The sequence below is a fragment of the Variovorax boronicumulans genome (assembly GCF_030812215.1).
In the GTDB taxonomy this organism is placed as follows: Bacteria; Pseudomonadota; Gammaproteobacteria; order Burkholderiales; family Burkholderiaceae_C; genus Variovorax; species Variovorax boronicumulans_C.
The window spans coordinates 45,977-65,912 of sequence record NZ_JAUSSG010000004.1; the positions used below are offsets into that span (position 1 = coordinate 45,977).

Annotated in this window: 19 protein-coding genes; 4 read left to right on the plus strand and 15 right to left on the minus strand. The window is 65.9% G+C overall.

The features are described 5' to 3' along the window. Window positions 1-21 precede the first annotated feature (21 nt). The 10 genes from J2W23_RS12170 to J2W23_RS12215 form a co-directional block, all read right to left on the minus strand. Complete coding sequence (locus J2W23_RS12170; RefSeq protein ID WP_176659301.1) at window positions 22-432, minus strand: roadblock/LC7 domain-containing protein; 411 nt, start codon at window positions 430-432, stop codon at window positions 22-24. Then, complete coding sequence (locus tag J2W23_RS12175; RefSeq protein ID WP_307648919.1) at window positions 429-971, minus strand: GTP-binding protein; 543 nt, start codon at window positions 969-971, stop codon at window positions 429-431. The genes J2W23_RS12170 and J2W23_RS12175 overlap by 4 nt, the downstream gene beginning before the upstream one ends. Then, the gene (locus J2W23_RS12180) at window positions 968-1,663 is read right to left on the minus strand and encodes a hypothetical protein (protein ID WP_307648920.1); all 696 of its coding nucleotides are present in this window, start codon (window positions 1,661-1,663) and stop codon (window positions 968-970) included. Before J2W23_RS12180 ends, J2W23_RS12175 begins: the two co-directional genes overlap by 4 nt. 31 nt (window positions 1,664-1,694) lie before the next feature. Then, a complete protein-coding gene (locus J2W23_RS12185) occupies window positions 1,695-5,462 on the minus strand; it encodes a pilus assembly protein (RefSeq protein ID WP_307648921.1) in 3,768 nt (1,255 codons plus the stop codon). Beyond that, on the minus strand, window positions 5,459-6,079 hold the full coding sequence (locus J2W23_RS12190; protein ID WP_307648922.1) for a hypothetical protein: 621 nt from the start codon (window positions 6,077-6,079) through the stop codon (window positions 5,459-5,461). Before J2W23_RS12190 ends, J2W23_RS12185 begins: the two co-directional genes overlap by 4 nt. Further along, window positions 6,076-7,203, minus strand: a complete 1,128-nt coding sequence (locus J2W23_RS12195; protein ID WP_218104649.1) for a PilW family protein — start codon at window positions 7,201-7,203, stop codon at window positions 6,076-6,078. The genes J2W23_RS12190 and J2W23_RS12195 overlap by 4 nt, the downstream gene beginning before the upstream one ends. Beyond that, window positions 7,200-7,628, minus strand: coding sequence for a type IV pilus modification PilV family protein (locus tag J2W23_RS12200; protein WP_307648923.1), 429 nt, complete (start codon window positions 7,626-7,628; stop codon window positions 7,200-7,202). The genes J2W23_RS12195 and J2W23_RS12200 overlap by 4 nt, the downstream gene beginning before the upstream one ends. Next, a complete protein-coding gene (locus J2W23_RS12205; protein WP_307648924.1) occupies window positions 7,625-8,212 on the minus strand; it encodes a GspH/FimT family pseudopilin in 588 nt (195 codons plus the stop codon). Before J2W23_RS12205 ends, J2W23_RS12200 begins: the two co-directional genes overlap by 4 nt. Beyond that, window positions 8,209-8,718 (minus strand): type IV pilin protein, encoded by a 510-nt coding sequence (locus J2W23_RS12210; protein WP_307648925.1) that lies wholly within the window; start codon window positions 8,716-8,718, stop codon window positions 8,209-8,211. Before J2W23_RS12210 ends, J2W23_RS12205 begins: the two co-directional genes overlap by 4 nt. 146 nt (window positions 8,719-8,864) lie before the next feature. Next, window positions 8,865-9,779: a LysR family transcriptional regulator gene (locus J2W23_RS12215; RefSeq protein ID WP_307648926.1), complete on the minus strand. Its 915-nt coding sequence runs from the start codon at window positions 9,777-9,779 to the stop codon at window positions 8,865-8,867. A 316-nt stretch (window positions 9,780-10,095) separates the two neighbouring features. Between J2W23_RS12215 and J2W23_RS12220 the strand changes: the two genes are divergently transcribed. From J2W23_RS12220 to J2W23_RS12230, 3 genes are all read left to right on the plus strand, one after another. Beyond that, window positions 10,096-10,653: a MarR family winged helix-turn-helix transcriptional regulator gene (locus J2W23_RS12220; RefSeq protein WP_176659293.1), complete on the plus strand. Its 558-nt coding sequence runs from the start codon at window positions 10,096-10,098 to the stop codon at window positions 10,651-10,653. A gap of 249 nt (window positions 10,654-10,902) precedes the next feature. After that, window positions 10,903-11,862, plus strand: coding sequence for an amino acid ABC transporter substrate-binding protein (locus J2W23_RS12225; protein WP_307648927.1), 960 nt, complete (start codon window positions 10,903-10,905; stop codon window positions 11,860-11,862). 270 nt (window positions 11,863-12,132) lie between these two features. Beyond that, entirely contained in the window at window positions 12,133-14,280 is a 2,148-nt protein-coding gene (locus J2W23_RS12230) for a LamG-like jellyroll fold domain-containing protein (protein ID WP_307648928.1), read from the plus strand. A gap of 41 nt (window positions 14,281-14,321) precedes the next feature. Here J2W23_RS12230 and J2W23_RS12235 read toward each other — a convergent pair whose 3' ends face one another. From J2W23_RS12235 to J2W23_RS12245, 3 genes are all read right to left on the minus strand, one after another. Further along, window positions 14,322-15,566 (minus strand): acyl-CoA dehydrogenase family protein, encoded by a 1,245-nt coding sequence (locus J2W23_RS12235; RefSeq protein ID WP_176659290.1) that lies wholly within the window; start codon window positions 15,564-15,566, stop codon window positions 14,322-14,324. A 131-nt stretch (window positions 15,567-15,697) separates the two neighbouring features. Next, a complete protein-coding gene (locus J2W23_RS12240; RefSeq protein ID WP_307648929.1) occupies window positions 15,698-16,216 on the minus strand; it encodes a MarR family winged helix-turn-helix transcriptional regulator in 519 nt (172 codons plus the stop codon). 41 nt (window positions 16,217-16,257) lie between these two features. Next, window positions 16,258-16,842 (minus strand): hypothetical protein, encoded by a 585-nt coding sequence (locus J2W23_RS12245; protein WP_307648930.1) that lies wholly within the window; start codon window positions 16,840-16,842, stop codon window positions 16,258-16,260. Between the two features lie 352 nt (window positions 16,843-17,194). On the opposite strand from J2W23_RS12245, the gene J2W23_RS12250 reads away from it, so the two are divergent. Then, window positions 17,195-18,133, plus strand: a complete 939-nt coding sequence (locus J2W23_RS12250) for a LysR family transcriptional regulator (RefSeq protein ID WP_176659287.1) — start codon at window positions 17,195-17,197, stop codon at window positions 18,131-18,133. A gap of 59 nt (window positions 18,134-18,192) precedes the next feature. Here the strand turns inward: J2W23_RS12250 and J2W23_RS12255 are convergent, their stop codons facing one another. Together J2W23_RS12255 and J2W23_RS12260 are read right to left on the minus strand one after the other, a co-directional pair. Beyond that, window positions 18,193-18,945 carry a winged helix-turn-helix domain-containing protein gene (locus J2W23_RS12255; RefSeq protein WP_307648931.1) on the minus strand — a complete coding sequence of 251 codons (753 nt, stop codon included), beginning with the start codon at window positions 18,943-18,945 and terminating at the stop codon, window positions 18,193-18,195. 81 nt (window positions 18,946-19,026) lie between these two features. Continuing rightward, window positions 19,027-19,770, minus strand: a complete 744-nt coding sequence (locus J2W23_RS12260; protein WP_307648932.1) for a winged helix-turn-helix domain-containing protein — start codon at window positions 19,768-19,770, stop codon at window positions 19,027-19,029. Between the last annotated feature and the right edge of the window lie 166 nt (window positions 19,771-19,936).

A 19,936-nucleotide genomic window follows, 5' to 3' on the forward strand; every position in this document is an offset into this window, starting at 1 on the left:
AGCTTCGGAAAAAATCAGGTGTCAGGCATGAAAGGGGGAGGCATCGGCGAGCGTCCTGGCGAGCTGGGCGGCCCGGTACGACACCAGCGCCAGCACGGCCGAATCGCGGGCGACCACGTTGATGACCAGTTCGACGTCGCGCCGGTACACGCTGCAGAAAACCGCAAAGCCCGACTCGGTCTGCACGATCACGCTCTTCTGGCGCCCCAGGCGCGCCTCCTCGGAGACCACGCCGCTGATCGCCACGATGGAACTGGCCATGGCCGCCACGCGCGCGGGATCCACGTCGCCGGTGACCGCCGAGGCCACGCTGAAGCCGTCGATGGTGGCGATCACCGCGGCCGTCACGCCGTTCAGCTCGTCGACCAGCTTGCGTGCTTCGCGCTGCGCGAGCGCGGTGGCGGTCTTCGACAGGCCATGCGAGGCAGTCATTCGTTCTCCCCTCCCAGATCGGCTTCGAGTTGCATCAGCAGCGTGTCGATCAGCAGGATCACGTCGCTCCTGTTGCGCACGTCCACGCTCGAAATTGGAAACACCCGGCCCGTGGCTGCGATCGCCTGCGCATAGTCGTCCAGGCTGGGCACCGGATGGGTCTCCATGCGGCCCACGCCGACGGTGCAGGGAATGGTGCGCAGCGCCTCGGAGAAGCCGGTCATGTAGACGGCCAGGTCGGCCAGCGGATCGGGGCGCGAGTTGTCGACCAGGACGACCAGGCCCAGCGCGTTGCGAACGAGGATCTTCCAGAGGAATGCAAAGCGCTCCTGCCCGGGAGTGCCGAACATGCGAACGCGGTCTCCGTTGTCCAGCGTCAGCTCGCCGAAATCCAGGCCCACGGTGGTGCGCTCCTTGGCGATCGACGTGTCGGAGTTCCGCACGTCGGTCATGACCGGCGGCGCGTCGCTCACGCACCCGATCGCCGTGGTCTTGCCGGCGCCCACGGTGCCGGTGAAGAGGATCTTGTATTCCCTCATGGGGTTGCGAGCCCCAGGTGCCGGCGGATGCCGTTGATGAGGCCGCGCGCGAACGCGCCGCGCGCCGGAGCGGGCAACCCCGGGATGCGCGGCAGGTCCGCATGCGGCAGCGCGCCGGACGGCACCACGTGCAGCTCCAGCACGCCCGCCGAGCGCAGCGTCTGAAGAAAGATGACGCAGCGCGACAGCGGGAGCTCGCCCAGGTCGGACAGTTCGGTCGCACTCAATGCACGGCGCGCCAGCAGGCTGGCCATCCGCACTTTTTCGGGGTCGTTGCGCAGCAGCAGTGCCGAGGGCCAGCGGCGCAGCGTGAAGCGCACCGACTCGGAGACCTCGATCTTCGGCGCCATCTGCTCCGGCTCGCCCGATGGCACGGACTGCACCGCCAGCAGGGTGCGCTCGGTGCTCTTGAGCCATTGCTGCAGACGGTCGGCGCGTATCGGCCGCTCCAGCGTGTGCGCATGGCCGCCGGCGTTCCTGCGCGTGAGCGTGAGCAGCGCACCGGCCATGCGGGCAAAGCCGGCGCGCTCGGCCGCCGTCGCGCTCTCGTCGACGAGCAATGCGTCGTACGGCGGCGCGGTGACGAACGTCCACGGAAAGGAAAGGTCGCTCGCGTAGAGCTGCACGATGGTCCGGATCACGGCGGTTTCGGCCGCCGGCAGTCCGTAGACACCCATTCTCAGAACGGACATGCCTTGCCTCCCGTTTGCATGAGGATTCGCATCAGTTCACCGCCGGCACTTCACGCCAGTTCAAGAGGCGCAGCGAGATGCCCTTCGACAGATCGGCTTTCACCGGCACCGGCTTCCCGTCGGTCCCGACGACGATGCGGGTGGACCCGTCCACGCTCACGAATCGCAGGTCGGTGACGGCGCTCGGGAAGCTCTGGTAGGCGGTTCCGGCGGGCAGCAGCACCGAGCGCCCCGTTCCGTAGTTGATGGCATAGACCCGGCTTTGCCCCGATGGACTGCAGGCATCGCCGGTGGTCAGCAGGCTGGAGAAAGCCACGATGCCGTTGAAGGCCGCCGGGCTGGAGACCAGGCGCCAGCCGACACCGGTGTCGACACCCAGATCGAGATACCAGCCCGGCGACGTGTTCGAGAGGCTGATGCCCTTGAGCACATCCTCCACCTTCGTGAGCTGGCTGCGCGTGATGGGCGCGGTCACGGCGTTGAAGCCACCGGCCGTTCCATCGACGATGGCGTAGAACGACTGCGGCGCCTTCGAATTCACGTCCGAGGCGTCCAGCAGCTTGCCGGTGCCGAGCAGCACGAAGCGCTTGCGGGTGACGGGGTTGATCTCGATCAGCGGCGCGGTGGTGACGGGTTGCGCGTTGCCCGATCCGTCGGTCAGCGTGGCCAGCAGGGTCGGTGCCGGGTAGGCGGTGCTGCTGCCCTTGGCGGCAGTGAGGTCGAAACGCCAGAGCTGGCCGTCCAGGTCCGCTGCATAGACGGCATCCGCGGTGTTGTCGGCATGGTCGGCAACATAGGCGGACGCCTGCGTCAGGCCGCTGGAGGCGGTGGGCGTCCCCATCTTCTCGAGCAGCGCACCGGTCTTGGGATTGACGATGTACAGGTAGCCCTTGCCGTCGCTGTTGTTGTAGCCCGAGGTGAGGATCACGACCCAGCCGTACTTCTTCGTCTTCACGGCCGTGGGCGCGCCATAGCTGTAGCCCATGGTGGCGTCGGTGAATTCCCATTTCACCTTGCCGGCCACCGCGGCTTCGCTGTCCATGCCTGCGGGGTCGGTCACGTCGATGGCGTAGTAGCTCTTGCCGCCCTTGCCCAGCCCGCCGATCAGCAGGCTGTGCCAGTCGGCGCCGTTGCCGCTGCTCGCGGTGGTGAACGCGCCGCCGGCGCTGTTCAGGTCCACGTCGAAGGCCAGTGGCGTCGCATCCACGTAGTAGCGGTGGGCGTACTTGGGATTTCCAAGCTGCGCCAACCCATCGACCTGCGGCGTGCCGTTCGGCCCCTTGAACAAGGCGCTCGGCACGTAGGCGAACTGCTCGGTCCCGGCGCTGGCGCCGGCCAGTGCGCCATTGAATGCATGCAGCATGCCGTCGTTGGCGCCGACGTAGACCATGGTGGGGCGCGCGGCCCACTTGGTCTTGAAGGCCGTGTAGCCCGGGTTGCTCTTCTCCGAAAAGCCGGTCGCGGGCGGCCCGACGGGCATGACCTTCGAATTGACGATGTCGCCCAGCAGCAGGGACCGGCTGCGCAAGGCCCGCGTGCTTGCGGCCGCCGTGGAGGCGCCTTCGTTCTTGCGGTCGCCACGCAGGTAGTTGAGGTAGTCGATGCTGCTCGTGGTGCTGGCGTAGGCGGGCGCGAGGGCGGCCAGCTGCGCCGACGTCACGCTGGCGGCGCGGAATGCCACGCCCTTGCTGCCGTCCCACGTCGCGATGCGGCGCGCCGTGTCCCAGCCGCCATTGGCCAGTTGGGCTTCGAGCGTGGTGCTGGTCGTCCAGACGGGTGCGGCGGACGGCGTGCCATCGCTGGCGAAGGTGAGCTTGCTGGCGGTGACCACGCCCGTCCATCCCTTGGAGTCGTACTGCGATGCATACGAGGCGGTGCCGGTGGCCGCGGCCTGCGCGGTGGAGAGCGAGAAGGACGTGGTGTAGGCCTTGATGGCGTTGGCGATGTCGGTGAATGCGGCGCGCAGGCCACTCACCATCTGCCCGGCGTTGCCGGCCAGGAAGTAGTTGTCGGGCCGAAGGCGCTTGTTGCCGTTCATGTCGATGCTGTCGCCCGCGGTGTTCCACCATTCCTGCGCGAGCGGCACGGTGGTGTTGGCCGGGTCGTAGCCCGCGGGCACGCTGAAGCCGCCGTACTTGGCGGCCAGGTAATAGGGGTTCAGGTCTTCGGCGCGCTGGTACTCCATGACATCCATCCAGTAGGTGGAGATGTTCTGCACGCCGGCCAGGTCGGGCCGCAGGTCGTTGACGTGCGCGCCATAGGCAAGGCCCGCGATGTAGTAGGTCGCATCGGAGCCGCCGGCCTTCCACCAGGGCGTCGGCGCCTTGAAGCCTTCCAGCGTCTGCAGGTTCTTCGTCCACGCATCCGCCTTGTTCAGCGAGTCCGCGGCGACCGTCGCGGGATTGCCGCGCCAACTCGTCACCGCGCTTCCGCCCACGTTGTAGTCGTAGTGGGTGTGGTCATCGCCGATGCCCAGAATGAAATTCTTCTGGCACGAATAGGAAATGGGGTCCTTGCCGCTCCAGTCGGTCACTGCGGGAAAACCGTCGAGCCTGGCCTCCCTGCCCTCCACGCCGGCCGCCACCGAGTTGGTCCATTCGGGGACGTTGCCCAGGTTCTCGAAGTACCGCACGGCAGCGTAGTAGAGCTCGCTGACGTTGTCGTACATCATGTAGTTCTTCGCGGACTGGCCGAACTTGTTGAGGTAGTTCATCACCCCGCTTTGCACGACGCCGCTCGCCGTGGCCGAAACCGCGTCGGGGTTCGTGCTCATGATGCCGGTGGTGGCATCCCATTCGCCGCGGGTGTTGGTGACCACCGCGGTGGACAGCGGCTGCGGATAGGTCGGGCCGATGAAACCCATCGGCGCGCGCATCACGCCGCCCTGCTGCGCGATGCCGCCAGCGTTCAGGAACGAGAAGGTGCCGTAGCGGATCTTGTTGGCGTTCTGCTGCAGCAAACCTTCAGGCTTGTAGTTGGTGCCGTACTTGACGCAGTTGGCCTCCACGCCGCCGGCACCGGCCGAGGTGTCGCAGACCTTGACGCGGACGTAGACCTGGTAGACGGCGTTCGCCCTCTTCGCACTGTTCGCGGCGTCGAGCTTGACCAGGTCGGCCCCGGCCCCCGTGGGATCGCCCGTTCCGGTGAACACCATGGTGTTGCCGCGCGACCAGATGCTGGTGTTGAAGTTGTTCCAGTTGCTGAACGGCGTGACGGCGGAAACCAATGCCTTGGGCAGCTTGTGCCCGTTTCCCTGATCGGTGCCGCGCAGCGGGAAATTGGTGGTGTTGCCCTGGCTGGAGCCCCACGCCTTCTCGAGGATGGTCTCGCTCGTGGTGTCCACGCTGCGGTAACCGCCCGAGAGCGCCCAGCGGAATGGGTCGATGGTCTGCATCGTGGCCCAGTTCATGAAATTTCCGCTCCACTGTCCCGAACAGCTGTGCTTGTTGGTGCCGGTGGACGCGCCGGCCGGCTGGAAGTAGCTGTCGGATGCGGCGCCGTTCTTCACCGCCGGCTCGACGTAGGTGTACGTGTAGCACTTGCGCGGATCGAAGTAGCCCAGGTACTCCGTGGCATCCGCGTAGTCGTTGAGGTTCGCCACGCTGATCGCGGTGGGGTATTCCACCGACAGCGCCAACGCAAGATTCCCCGGCACATCGGACGAGGCGAACACGGGCTGGTCCGACAGCTTGGCGGTGGCCGCCAGCGCGGCCGGGCACGACCACAGACCCAGGCAGACGGCCGCGATCGCCCCGATGCCGGAGGCCGCGGCCGATGCGCGGCAAAAAGCGTTTGTCATGGGGATGGGGTGCCTTCCTGGTCTGGCTTGGTGAACGTCGACTGCATGAACACCTGCGTGTCGCGCGGACCGCTGACGCGCAGGCTCAGGCGGTAGATCGTGGCGGTGGGTGGCGTCGGTGGCGGCGTGGGGCTGGAGGTGCCGCCGGCCGGCGCGGCAGACGACTGCACGCAGCCGGTGCTGGTGGCCGGGCCGGTGCTGGTGCAGAGGCGATCGATCAGGTAGCGGATGCTGACCTGCGCCACCGCGTCGGTGAGGTCGTTGGAAGCCTTGCCGACGGCGCCGAAGGCCTTGTCGTCCAGCAGCGCCAGCGGCACGCCTTGCGCGTTGGTGTCGAGCTTGGTTGCCTTGAAGTTCTCGCCCGGCAGGTCGTCGGTCGCGTTCGCCAGCGCGCCCCCGCTCGCCAGCTTGTTGGCCAGCACGAAGGACACCGCCCTCTCGCCCTGGTTCACCAGGTCGCGCCGGAAGGCCAGGTTGCCGGCGGAGGTCAGCGATGTGTTCATGGAACGCACCACGGCGACGCCGCCGGCCAGGAGGATCACGAGCACGATGAGGCACAGCAGCAGGACGACGCCGCGCTGGTGCCGGGCCCGTGGGAAAGCGCTTGGAATCTTCATGGCAGCAGCAGCATGTTGCGCAGCGGGATGGTGAATTCGACGACCCGGTGGCGGTAGTGCTGGTCGTCCTCGCCCAACGTCACGGTCTGTGCGATCGGATTCTTCGAGGCGTCCTGGAAGTCGTCGCCGAAGAGCTTCAGCCTGGCGGGCGACACCGCCTCCTTTTCCCTGTTCGCGCTGCGCATGACCAGCGCCACGCGAACGGCGACGATCTTTCGCATCGTCTCGGGCGTCTGCATGACGGTGGCGATGTCGAACCCCGCCGCGCCCGGGTCCGTCCAGCTGTCGAGGATGCCGTCGCCGTTGGTGTCCACGCCGTAGATGGCATGCAGCTCGGCCACGCCGTCGGCCAGGGCTTGCGTCGCACCGCCGGCGCCCAGCAGCAGGTCGTAGCCGACCAGCGTGCGGTTGTCGCCCACGCCGAAGAGCTGGAACTGCACGTTGCCGTTCGCGGGATTGCCCAGCGGCGTGACATAGGTGGAGGTGCTGGCCGCCAATGTTTCCAGCGAGGTGGACTTGCCGGCCGTGTAGTAGTCGCCGCCCAGCGTGAGCACCTTGCTCGCGACGCCCGAGACCTGCTCGAGCAGGCAGTCCGTCGTGCCCTGCTGGCTGACCAGCACGAGGTCGCCCGCGGACACGCCGACCGTGTTGTCCATCGAGAGCGTCCTCGCGCTGCCCGGGTCCGTCAGGCCGCGCGGCACGCCGCCGGCCACCGCATCGCCGCCCATGACCACCAGCACGTCGGAGCCGGTATCGGACTGGTTCTTGCCGATGAGCACAGGCGCCACCCGCAGGTCGGACGTGGTGCCGGGCAGAAAGGCCTTCTTGAACGGCGCGGGAAACGCGCCGGCGGGTAGCAGGGCCGCCGCATTGAGCTTGCAGCCGAACACGCCCCGGTCGGTCGGCTGCACCGACTGGACCAGGCTCGAGCCGGCGCTGCGCAGCGCGCGGTCCAGCACATAGGCCGCATAGGCGCCGGCCTGCTCCATGTCGTTGGTGGAGGTGGTGACGCGCCGGTGCGTCTCGCCCACCACGACGATGCTGGCCACGGCCAGCGTCACGATCAGGCCGATGAGCATCGCGACGAGCAGCTCGACCAGTGTGAGACCGCGCTGCTGCTTCATGGGAGCGTCACCCGCGTGGTGAGCGTGCTGCTCTGTGGCTCGGCCTTCGCGCCTGACCGGTCGGGCGCTTTCCAGGTGATGGCGATGTCGGCGCTGTTGGTGGTGCCCGACACCGCGGTGACGGTCACCGCGCCGTTCGGCAGGCCTGCGTTGGCGGTGTCGCTCACGCGTTTCTGCCAGGTCGAACCGGCGCTCGTGTCCACGGCCACCGACTTGCCCAGCCACATCGCGCTGGCGATGTCGTTGGCCAGCAGGGCGGCGCGGTTGCGGTCCTGCGCATCCGTCGACAGGCCGATGGCGCGCGCCTGCAAGCCGATCAGCCCGAGGATGCCCAGCAAGAACAACATGACGGAGACCAGCACTTCCAACAGGGCGATGCCGGACTGCCCCGCGCCGGAGGGCTTCTTCGAAAGACGTTTCTTCATGGGCAACCGTCGGGGGAATCTGCAAGCTTTCGGGCCGGATCGCACATGCGCACCTGCCCGCCCAGGCCAACGAGCACGCGCAGCGGCCGGTCCGAGCCATTCGCGGAGATGTCGTAGGCAAAGGTCGGCGAACCGGTGTTGCAGCTCGCGCCGGCCACGCCGGTATCGCTGTTCACCGCGAGGCGGCCCATGGCGTTGAAGCAGACAGCCGCCGCGCCCTTGACCTGCACGCCGGCCGCCACATCCGACAGCACACCGGCCTGCACGAACACGTTGCCGGCATCCAGGCTCGACTTGGAAACGTTGAGCGACCAGTTGCTTCCGTCGGCCACAGCGGTCAGCCCGCTCTGCGGCGCGGCGCTGTTGGTGAGCGAGAAGACCATGGGCCGGCTGCGGCGCAAGGCCTCGGCCTGCGCAAGGCGCAAGCCGTTCTGCAGGGAATCGCTCACGGTGCGAACCTTGTTGTTGGCGATCCAGGTCGTGAACGACGGCATGGCCAGCATCGTCAGAACGCCGAGCAGCGTGATCGTGACCATCATCTCGATCAGCGTGAACCCGGACGCATGGCGCCGGTGGTTGTTCATGTGGGGCACGCCTGGCCTCGCTTGGACACCCAGGCCTTGTCGCAACCCGTCCAACCGGGGACGCCCTCGACCGTGGTGCCTTGAACACCGAGTTGATCGACCGTGAAGGTGAACCCCTTGGTGGGCCCGCTGCCGACGGCCTGCAATGTGTAGGTGGTCGACGTGGCAGCGGGCGCCGACGCGCACGACAACTGGAAGGTGCCCGAGACGTTGGTCCTGCTGGCGGTGGCGGTGCAAGGCGGCACGAACGAACCCGTCTTGAGATAGGTCCGGTTGTCCTGGTAGTAGCGCTCCATGTCGGCACGCATGACCGACAGGCCGTTCGTGCCATCGACGAGCTGGCCGCGCAGCACGTAGTCGCGATAGCTGGGCAACGCGATCGCCGCAAGGATGGCCACGATGGCCACGGTGATCATCGCCTCGATCAACGTGAAGCCGGCAATGCTCCGGCCCGCGGTGACGGCCGCACGCTGCCGCCTCGCCGCCCTCAAGATTCGTATTTGCATCGCTGCTTTCCAACCACAAATAGTTGGCCTTTGTAGGTGTCACCAAGAAACTAATGTGACAATTGTTTGCAACAACGAATGCTTTCGACTAGATCAATGAATGAAATGCAGCCACTCATTTTTCAAGGCAATGCCGCGGCCCAACGCTATGCACCAGATGCGGGGGCCCACCCCTGCTGGCTCAGTTTTTCCACCGCCATGTCGGCGAACATCGAAACGGCCAGCGGACGCTGCTGGCGACTGGGATAGACAACGCTCAGGCCGCGGCCGGCGCGCGTGTACTCGGGCAGCACCCGCACCAGCCTGCCGGCGGCGATGTCGGAGGCCGTGAGGATCGAGGGCAGCGCGGCAATGCCCAGGCCCGCGCATGCGGCCTGGCGCAGCACTGTCTGCGTGTTGCTGTTGAAGCGCCCTTTCACGCGCACGTCCTTCTCCACGCCCTCTGCGTCCTGCAGGCGCCAGACGGCGTTGCCGCTGGCATCGGGCTGCACCACGCACTCGTGCTCGCCCAGGTCCTCCAGCGACGTGGGCACGCCATGCGCCGCCAGATAGGCCGGGCTGGCGGTCAGTTCGCCATAGCTTGCGAAGATCCGTCGCGCCACGTAGCAGGAGTCCTGCAGGGGGCCGCCCCGAAATGCGATGTCGATGCGATCGGCAATCAGGTCGACCAGGAGATCGCTGAGCACGAAGTCCAGGCGCACCAGCGGATGCTCGGCCAGGAACGTCTCCACCCACTCCATCCGGAAGAAATCGAAGAAGCTGGTCGGCGCGGTCACGCGCACCGTGCCGGACGGCTCCGAGTTGTCCGCCACATGCAGCTGACCGGCTTCGATGAGTTCCTCCACCGCCGGGCCGCATCGCTCGTGAAAGGATTCGCCTGCACTCGTCAGCGTGAGCTTGCGGGTCGAGCGCTGCATCAACCGCGTGCCCAGCCGGGCCTCGAGTTGCTGGATGCGCCGGCTCACCGTGGCGGAAGGCACGCTCAGCCGTCGTGCCGCCTCGGCGAAGCTGCCGCTGCGAGCCACCTGCACAAACATCGCCACTTCATTCAGATCGAGCATGGGATTCTTCCTGTTGTTGTTGCCAGGGTCGAGCTGGCTTTTTTCGATACGTCTCCAACTTTCCTGAGGGCCTTGCAAAGCACCAATCAGGGGCATCCGTGGCGCACCAAGAGATGCCAGGCGACTCATTTGAGGTACGCCACTCACGCAACACGCTGAACGGCAGCTGACATCCCCGGGAGGGCGATGTACTTTGAGAAAAAGCTCGCCGTTCGCAGCAAATTGCCGCAGCATGTCGTCCGTTGCTCGTTATAGAAACATAACGATCAATTGACCTAATCAACTACCGGCAGCTTCATTACGAGCCCTTACCCACATGCACGCCCTTCCCGATACGACAGCACTGCGCGCGCCGCGCGCACTGGACGACCTCCTGCTTTACCGCCTGTGGCGCGCCACGCGCACAAGCCGGGCGATGGCGACGCGCATCGTGGAGGGAGGCTTCGGCATCACGCATCGCGAGTGGGGAATGATCGGCATGCTCGCGCAGGTCGGAGAGATCAGGCCCTCGGCGCTCGCCGAGCAGCTGCAGCTGGACCGCGTGCGCACGTCGCGCGGCCTGCGCAGCCTCTTCGAGAAGCAACTGATCGAACGGCGCCAGAACGCCGATGACGGCCGCGAAGTCCACGTGCAACTGAGCGATGCCGGCCGGCAGCTCTTCGCCGAGCTGTTCCCGCGCATCGCCGGTCTCAATATCGACCTGCTCGAAGGCCTCGATGCCGAACACCACGGCATCTTTCTTCAGTGCCTGTACCAGCTCGAGTCGCGCGGCAGCGCATTGAATGCACAGCGTGCCGTGCCGGAGAAAGCCGATCGTCGCGCGGGTGGCACGCGCCATCACTGGTCCAGGCACATCGACATCTGCCTCACCTAGTTTGCTGTCCCACGAATAGCTGATCGCTGCTTCAAGGCGGCACCGCCTCGCGCAAGACACTGGCCCGAGAGGCGGGCGAACTGCCCGCCTCCGGTGGCGATGACGCTGTTTCCCCGAAGCGGATGATGCGAAAGCCCGATGGCGGCTTCGGCGTCTGTCACTCGGCATTCGCGCCTATTGCGCTGAAAACTGAGTGTCTGATTTCCATTTTCATCGCTGGTGAAAAGTACTCGCTTCTTCAAACAATCGATGCTCACGTTCCTGTGCGACACCTGCGAGCCGTACCTCATGCCTCCTCTTTCCGTGCATCTGCTGCGCGCCACGTTGATTCCCTTTTCCCTCGCGCTGGCGGCGCTGGCGGCATTGCCGGCACACGCCGCCGTCGACACGATGAGCAAGATCCGCGAGACGCGCACGATCGTGCTCGGGGTTCGCGAAGCCGCAACGCCCTTTTCCTTCGTCAATGCACAGAATCAGCCCGTGGGCTATTCGGTGGACCTGTGCATGAACGCTGTCGAGGAGATCAAGCGCGAGCTCAAACTGTCCGACATCAAGGTTCAGTACAAGCTCGTGTCCGGCCCGGACCGCATTCCAAAGCTGCTCGCCGGCGAGATCGACCTCGAATGCGGCTCGACGACCAACACGATGGCGCGCCAGGAGAAGGTGGACTTCAGCTACACCTTCTTCGTCGCGGGGATGCGCGTGCTGACGAGCCACACCCTTCATGTGGACACGGTGAAGGATCTGCAGAAGCAGCCGGTGGCGCTGACCAAGGGCACGACCTCGGAGAAGCTTTTCAGACAACTCGCCGAAGGTGAACTGCGCGACTCGAAGTTCACCACCTACGACAACAACGGCGAAGCCTACAAGGCCCTAAAGGAGGGCAAGGTGCGCGCGTTCGCGCAGGACGACTCGCTCCTGCAAGGCCTCGTGTCGAACGACAGGACGATCGATGCGTTCAGCCTGAGCAGGCTCGCGCTGTCGGTCGAGCCGTACGCCGTGATGGCGCGCAAGGGCGACACCGCCTTGCTGGCCGCTGTCGACCGCAGCCTCGCGCAGCTGTATGCAAGTGGCGAGATCAACAAGCTCTACGACAAGTGGTTCAACACCCGCACGCTCACCATCAAGATGGGACGCCTGACACGCGACAGCTTCGTTCGTCCGAACAAGCAGCCCGGCGTCGCCATGGTGCTCGGCCATTCGATCTGAGCAGAACAACGCGCGCGTGCAGGTTCTCGGTGCATGCCGCGCCGCTGCGGGAGCGGGCGGCAGCCCGATGGCTCCCCGGGTTCGGCACCGGCTGACATTTCGCGGCGCGTCGACAGTGCCACGTGCCACGAAACGTCGGCCGCAAGACATGCCTTGTCAGTCCGAGCGCTTTTCACGCACCGTTTCTCCTTACAGGCCCGCGCAATCGATGGACACGAAAAGCACGGCGCGCATGTTGCGATCCACACACATCAAACATTCGTGTTCTCAATGAATTCACTCGACAACGAAAACAACACATCCCTGGATCGCCGGACTTTCTTCGTGGGCGCGATCGGCCTCGCCACGCTGGGCACCACGGCTTGCGGAGGGGGAGGCGGCAGCTTCGTCGGCGGAGGGACTGCAGCGGGGATCGCGCCAGCGGACGCGGCCGTCTCGCCGCCAGCTCCCGCAGCAGGCGATCCTTCCAACCCGCCCGGCGATCCCGCGGTGGCCGCTCCGCCGCCTTCTCCCCCCGCGGCACGCAAGTTCGTCCACCCCGGCCTTCTTCACACGGAGAGCGACTTCGAGCGCATGCGCCAGAAGGTCAAGGACCAGGCCCAGCCGTGGCTCGCCGGCTGGAATGCATTGACAGGCAACGGCCGCGCGCAACTCGGTGCGAAGCCGCGTCCGCTGGCCAGGGTGGTGCGGGGCGGCGACGGCCAGAACTTCGCGCAGTTCTACATCGACGTCGCGCGTGCGTATCAACTCGCGCTGCGTTGGAAGGTCTCGCAGGACACACGCTATGCCGACCTTGCCGTGACCTTCCTGAACGAGTGGTCCTCCACGCTCAAGGAGCTCACGGGCAATGCGGACCGCTTTCTCGCGGCGGGCATCTACGGCTACGAGTTCGCGAACGCGGCCGAGATCATGCGCACGTATCCAGGCTGGGCGCCGGCCGACTTCGCGCGCTTCCAGACCATGATGCTGGACATCTTCTACCCGCTCAACCACAGCTTCCTCACCGACCACAACGGCACCAACGCCACCGGCATCACCAACTACTGGGCCAACTGGGATCAGTGCACCATGGCCTCGATGCTGGCCATCGGCGTGCTCTGCGACCGGCAGGACATCTACGACGAGGCGATCAGCTACTACAAGACGGGCCAGGGCAACGGCGCGGGCCTGCAGGCGGTCTATCACGTGCATCCCGGCTACCTTGGCCAATGGCAGGAAAGCGGACGCGACCAGGGCCACTGCACGCTCGGCATCGGGCTTGCGGGCGCCTTCTGCGAGATGGCGTGGAACCAGGGCGACGACATCTACGGCTACGAGAACAATCGCTTCCTGGCCGGCTCCGAGTACGTGGCGAAGTCCAACCTTCCCGATGGGAACGGCGGCTTCCACACGGTGCCGTACGTCACCAACATCAACAGGCAGGGCACGCAGTCCGTGCTGTCGACAGCCGCCCTGGGGCATCGGCGGGGCATCTGGGAAAGCGTGCACAACCACTACGCCAATCGCCTGGGCATCGCGACGCCCTACACCGCCCTGCAAGCCATCCAGATGCGCCCCGAGGGCGACGGCGGCAACGGCGACCAACTGGGATTCGGCACGCTGACTTTCACGCGCGATCCGCTGCCGGCGGCCGGACGGCCCAGCGGGTTGACCGCGCGCTTGCGCGGCACGCAGGTGGTGCTGTCATGGTGGGGCTGCACCGGTGCGCAGAGCTACTCGGTGCGCCGCGCGGAGCAGGCGAGCGGCCCCTACAGCGTGATCGCATCGGGCATCACCGACGTGCTCACATTCAACGACACCGTGCTCAGCGCGACCGGCGTGTACCACTACGTGATCGTCGCGGCCACCGCCTCGGGCGAGAGCGCACCGTCCAGCGAAGCGCGCGTGTCCGTGCCGCCCGAACTGCTGCTGCAATGGAAACCCGATGGCGGCGCGCGCGCGCCCGTCAGCCTTCCAACGGGCCTTGCAAAGAACGCCGCCGACTTCACGGTCTCGGTCCGGGTCTTCCTGGACAGCGCGGCGACCTGGTCCCGCGTGTTCGACTTCGGCTCCGGCTCGCGCCGCTACATGATGCTCACGGCGCGCAGCAACACCGGCGTGGTCCGCTACGGGATCTCCACGGTCCACGGCTACAACGAACAGATGATCGATGGCACGGCGGCGCTTGCTACCGGGCGCTGGGTGCATGTCGCGGTCACCCTGTCGGGCACGCTTGGAACGCTCTACGTGGACGGCGTCGTCGCCGGCACCAATGCACAGATGACGCTCACGCCCGCCGACCTCGGCGAGACGACGCAGAACTGGCTCGGCCGGTCGCAGTTTGCGAACGACCCCGATCTGCAGGGACGCGTGGACGACCTGCGCCTCTACAGCGGCGCACTGGGCCCGGCGGAGATTGCCGTGCTGGCCTCGGCCTGATGCGGCTTGGCCAGCAAGAGGCCGGATGGCCTCCTCGAGCGTCAGGCCTTCTGCTTCGGGCGATAGCCCGCGAGCTCGTGCTTGGCGATCGCGTTGCGGTGCACTTCGTCCGGACCGTCGGCCATGCGCAGGTGACGGGCGTAGGCCCAGAAGTTCACCAGCAGCGTGTCCTGGCTCAGGCCCATGGCACCGAAAGCCTGCATCGCGTCGTCGATCACCTGGATGCAGTTGTTGGGCGCGATCACCTTGATCATCGCAATCTCCTTGGCCGCCACCTTGTTGCCCACCGTGTCCATGCGCCAGGCGGCATGCAGCACCATCCAGCGGGTCTGGTCGATCAGCATCCGGCTCCTGGCGATGCGTTCGCGCCAGACGCCCTGCTCGGCCAGCGGCTTGCCGAAGGCCACGCGCGAGACCACGCGCTCGCACATCATCTCCAGCGCCGACTCGGCCATGCCGATCATGCGCATGCAGTGGTGGATGCGCCCGGGGCCCAGGCGCCCCTGCGCGATCTCGAAGCCGCGGCCCTCGCCCAGGAGGATGTTGTCCGCCGGCACGCGCACGTTCTCGAACAGCACCTCCGGGTGGCCGAAGGGCGCGTCGAAGTGATTGACCAGCGCCATGTCGCGCAGCACCGTGATGCCGGGCGTGTCCGCGGGCACGATGATCATCGACTGCTGGCGATGGCGATCGGCGTTGTCCGGGTCGGTCTTGCCCATCAGGATGAAGAGCTTGCAACGCTCGTTCATCGCGCCGGTGATGTACCACTTGCGCCCGTTGATGACGTACTCGTCGCCCTCGCGCCGGATGCTGCAGGCGATGTTGGTGGCGTCCGACGACGCCACCGCGGGCTCGGTCATCGCGAATGCGGAGCGGATCTGGCCATCGAGCAGCGGCTGCAGCCAGCGCGCCTTCTGCGCGGGCGAGCCGTAGCGCTCGATCACCTCGGTGTTGCCCGTGTCCGGCGCGCTGCAATTGAAGGCCTCGGCGCTCCAGTAGCGCCGGCCCATGATCTCGCACAGCGGCGCATATTCCAGGTTCGTGAGACCCGCGCCATGTGCGGTCTCGGGCAGGAACAGGTTCCACAGGCCCGCCGCACGGGCCTTCTCCTTGAGCTCCTCCAGGAGCGGCAGGCCGGTGTAGAAGCCGCCGTTCTTCTGCGCGTTCAGGTAGGACTGGTGCGCTTCGTCGGCCTGGCGCTTCTCGTTCGGGTAGATGTGCGCGTCCATGAAGGCGACGAGGCGCGCGCGCAGTTCCTGGACCTTGGGCGTGTAGGCGAATTCCATGCGGGTGTCTTCCGGGTTCGGGGTTGCGGGTCGAGGAATGGACGTGCGCCATGGTGCCCGGTGCGGGGCCGTCTGGCTGTCTCCTGCATGACGGCGCTTCGGCGCAACGCAAGCGCCGGCGCCCCTGGGCGCTATGCCCGGGCCGTGATTGACGCGTGCTGCCGCTCGAGCGGCGACGGCCGGCACTTGCTCGGGGCGACGCCCTGTGCGTCCAGCTCGCTTCCACGCAGTTCGAGATCCTGCAGGCAGTCGAGAAAAACCTCGAGATGCCTGGCCTCGATGCCATCGAGAAGATCGACGTTCAGGCGCGAGAGGCGTGGAAACAGATCGTCGAAGAGCTGCTGGCCCGCAGGGCTCAGGCGCACATGCACGATGCGGCCGTCCTCGGCGTCCTGCCGCCGCTCGACCAGCTTCTTCTCGGTCAGGCTGCGCAGGGCCAGCGAAGCGCTCGCACGGTCCATGTGCAGGCGCTCGGCGAACTTCGAGGCAGGGATCTCCCCCAGTTCCTCGAGCACGCCGATCATTCCCAGCTCGCGGCGCGTGATGCCGAAGCCGCCTTCGACCATGCGGGTCACCATGCCATTGCTCACGCATGCCGCACGCCATATCCGGTAGAGGAGCAGGTCGTCCAGTGATCGGGGGGTGCGCAAGGCAACCGCGTCGGGAAAAGCGCGCATATGAATCGGAGAAATCAAAAGGGTTGGTGCTCGGAATTTCCTGCGGGCAGCGATGCATGCACGTCCAGCACGCCTGCGTTGCGCAAGGCCTGCAGGAAACGCGCGCAACGGGAAACCGGTTGCCCGCAGCGATCGGCCAGTTCGCTCGCGCTCAGTGGGCGCCGCCAGAGCAGATTGGCCATTCGGTCGTCGTCCTCGCTGCGCCCCATCAAGGCGGCCGGAGGCCAGCGGCGCAACGAGAAACGAGCCGAGTCGAGCAGCTCCTTCGACATCGCCGACACCAGCGTTGCCGGACCTGTCCATCGCCGGGCCTCAAGAAGTTCCCGGCCTGTGTTCAGCAGCCATTGCTGGAGCTTCTCGGCACGGATCGGGCGCTCCAGCGTGTTCGCCATGCCCTCGGAATGCATGCGGGTCACGCTCAGCACCGCGGGCGCCATTTGCTCGACCTCGGCCAAACGGTCTTCGAGGAGGGCTCCATCGACGAGCAGCGCGTCGAACGGCGGGGCATCGACCAGCTTCCACGGGAACGAGCCGTTCTGCGCAGACAACCGGACGATCGTTTGAACGACGACGATTTCGACGGCCGGCAATCTGAACAAGCCAAGCCTCAGCCTGGGCATGCGCTGCCTTCGAGATGCATGGGACAAGCGATCACTCCGCATCTGTAGATTCGATGCCGCCTGGCAGCTGATCGCCCGGCGAGAACAAGGAAGATTTGTCGGCGATGGACGGACGGAGCGGGTTAGGGAAAAAACGGTAGGCAACGATGGTGAAACAAACGGTAATGCAACGAAGTGGCGAAGCATAGGAGCGCGGGATGCATACACAAAAACGTTTCGCTCGATACCTCGTATCGATACTGGAGATACCTGGAAATCAAACGGGGACCATTGCGACGTCCCCACGGCGACAAAGGGGGAATCCGCACGGCAACCCAGGAGAGAGAGAACCATGCGATTCCAGAAGCTGGACCTGAACCTTCTGGTCGCCCTGGATGCGCTGCTGAGGGAGCGCAGCATCAGCCGGGCGGCGGAGCACCTGCACCTGAGCCAGTCGGCCATGAGCAGTTCGCTCGCACGGCTGCGCACTTATTTCGAAGACGATCTGTTGGTACCGGTAGGCCGCAAGCTGGAACTCACCAGCCGGGCCGAGGTGTTGAAGGACGCCGTGCGCGACATCCTCATGCGCGTGGACACCACCATCGCCACGGCCCCGCAGTTCGATCCGTCGGCATCGGATCGCAGATTCCAGCTGGCCGTCTCCGACTACACCGCGGCAACCCTCATCCCCCATGTACTCGCGCTGGCCGAGAAGCAATCGCGCACCGTGCGCTTCGACCTCGTACCGGTGCCGGGCCGGCCCCAGCGCGCCCTGGAGAGCGGCGATGCAGACCTCATGGTCATCTCCCGCACCTACGCGTTGCCGGACCATCCCGCCGAGATGCTTTACGAGGAAGGGCTTTGCTGCGTGGTGTGCAACAGCAGCAGCTTCGCGCGGTCCGGTGAACTCACGCTCGCGCAGTACACAGCGGCCGGCCATGTCGCGGTGCAGCCTCCGGCCATGGACAAGCCGACGCTGGAGAGCTGGTTCAAGCAACGCTACGTCAAGGCCGAGCGCATCGAGGTCACGACCTTCAGCTTCGTGAGTGCGCCTTATCTCGTCATCGGCACCGAACGGATTGCGATCATGCATGGCAGGCTCGCCCGCATCGCCTGCAAATCGCTGCCTGTCACGCTGTTCGCGCTGCCCACGCCACCACTGCGCATGGAGCAGGTGCAGCAATGGCACCGGCACCGCAGCCGCGACCCCGGGCTGCTGTGGCTGCGCGGGTTGATGCATGAAGCCGCTCTGCGCATGGATGCCGAAGCGGACCAGAACCTGCCGGGTTGAACCCGCCATTCGGCAACTGGCGCGCCCCGGCATTCAAAGAAAAAGCGTTGCCCGGCCGCTCAGCAGGCGTCGGGCTGACGAACCTCGTCATTCACGGCAACGCATTTCGACAGCAGATAGCCCTGCCCGTACACGGCCTTCAGCACGAAGCCGTTCTTTTCGTGCAGCGCGAGCTTCCGTCGCACATTGGTGGCGCAAACATCGAACCCCCGCGAGCTGCGGCGGGACGTGGACCTCCACAGCGCATTCCAGAGCCAGTCTCGCGTCACCACGCGGTCCATGTTGCGGAACAGTTCCAGCGCAAAGTCGAACTGGCGTGGCTGGAGAAAGATCTCGCGCCCACGGTGCAGCACGATGCGGTGGTGCACGATGAACCGGTAATCGCCCCAGGCCAGTTCCGGGACCCGGGCCGATCGCGCCGAAGCTGCTTTCGTTCGCGCAAGCAGCGAGCGAATGCGCCACTCCAATTCGTCGTTGGTCGTTCGCAAGGCGTCGAACTCGATGGCATCGACCGCCTCGGCGTCTTCATTGCGAAGCAGCAACTGCCCCCACTGCGTTCCCTCGACAAGAAGGAGCGCCGGCATGCCCAGCGCATCTCTGCCGCCGGAAAGAATCCTTCTGGGGAGGCCATTCTGCAAAGGCGCGAGAAGCAGATCGAAGCGCTGGTGCTCTTCCAGAAATTCCAGCAAGTTGTCCTCATGGGTGAATGCGACCGCATGGTGGCCCATCGAACCCAGCCGGCTCCCAAGCGCGGCACTTCGCACGCCATCGCTGTCATACAACGCGATGAACAGGCTCTGCCGCTCACTCATTCGCTGCATTCAGGGCTGGCTGAAGCCGGTGCCCTCGACAATTTCGAGCGGCACGCGGCACGCGGCACGCGACATGCGCAATCAAGCGCCAGGACGCTCTTCAAGGACATACCCCTCGCCCCGCACGGAATGCAACAGCCGCGCCTCGAACGGCGCGTCGAGCTTGCTGCGCAGGCGCAGCACCGCCACGTCGACGGCGTTGTTCTTGCCGTCGAATTCCCTGTTCCATACGCGCTGCGAGAGCTGTTGCCGCGAGAGCACTTCGCCCTGGCTGCGAAGCAGCACCAGCAGCAACGCGAACTCCATCCGGGTCAGATCGAGTTCCACGCCCTCGCGGGTGCACTTCGTGGTGCGTTCGTCGAGTTCCAGCTCGCCCAGGCGCAGCACCGGCTGGCGGAGCACGCGCGGGCGACGGGCCAGCGCCGTGACCCGCGCAAGCAGGTCGGAAAGCGAGAAGGGCTTGACCAGGTAGTCGCTCGCTCCCAGCTCCAGGCCCGCGATGCGGGCGGCCACGCTGTCGCGTTCGGTCAGGACCAGAAGAGGCGCATCGGTCTTGCGACGGATTGCCTGGACGGCACTGAATCCTGCATGTCCGGTCCGCATCGAATTCAGGAGGATGAGCGCGTAGTCTTCCGCGAGCGCCGCGTTCGCCGTGGCGTTGTCGCCGGTCGCGATGTCGATGGCGAATCCGTTGCTCTCCAACCCCTCGCTGAACGATTTGCACTGGGTCGACTGGTGGTCGATGAGCAGGATGCGCAGAGGGTCGATCTCGTCATCGGCCTGGACGGCGCTCGCGTGGCCGGTGCCGAGAAACGAGCCGCTCAATGCGGTCTCGAAAGGAAGTTGGGAAACATGAAGTCGCACGATCTCTCCTGTTCCAGCGCCAGGAGGAGCTGTCGTGCTTTTATATGTTTGCGACAGATCGTTGACCTAATTCATCATCGTCTGCCGCCACCCGCGCCATGACGGAGATCGAACCCTTCGCACGGTG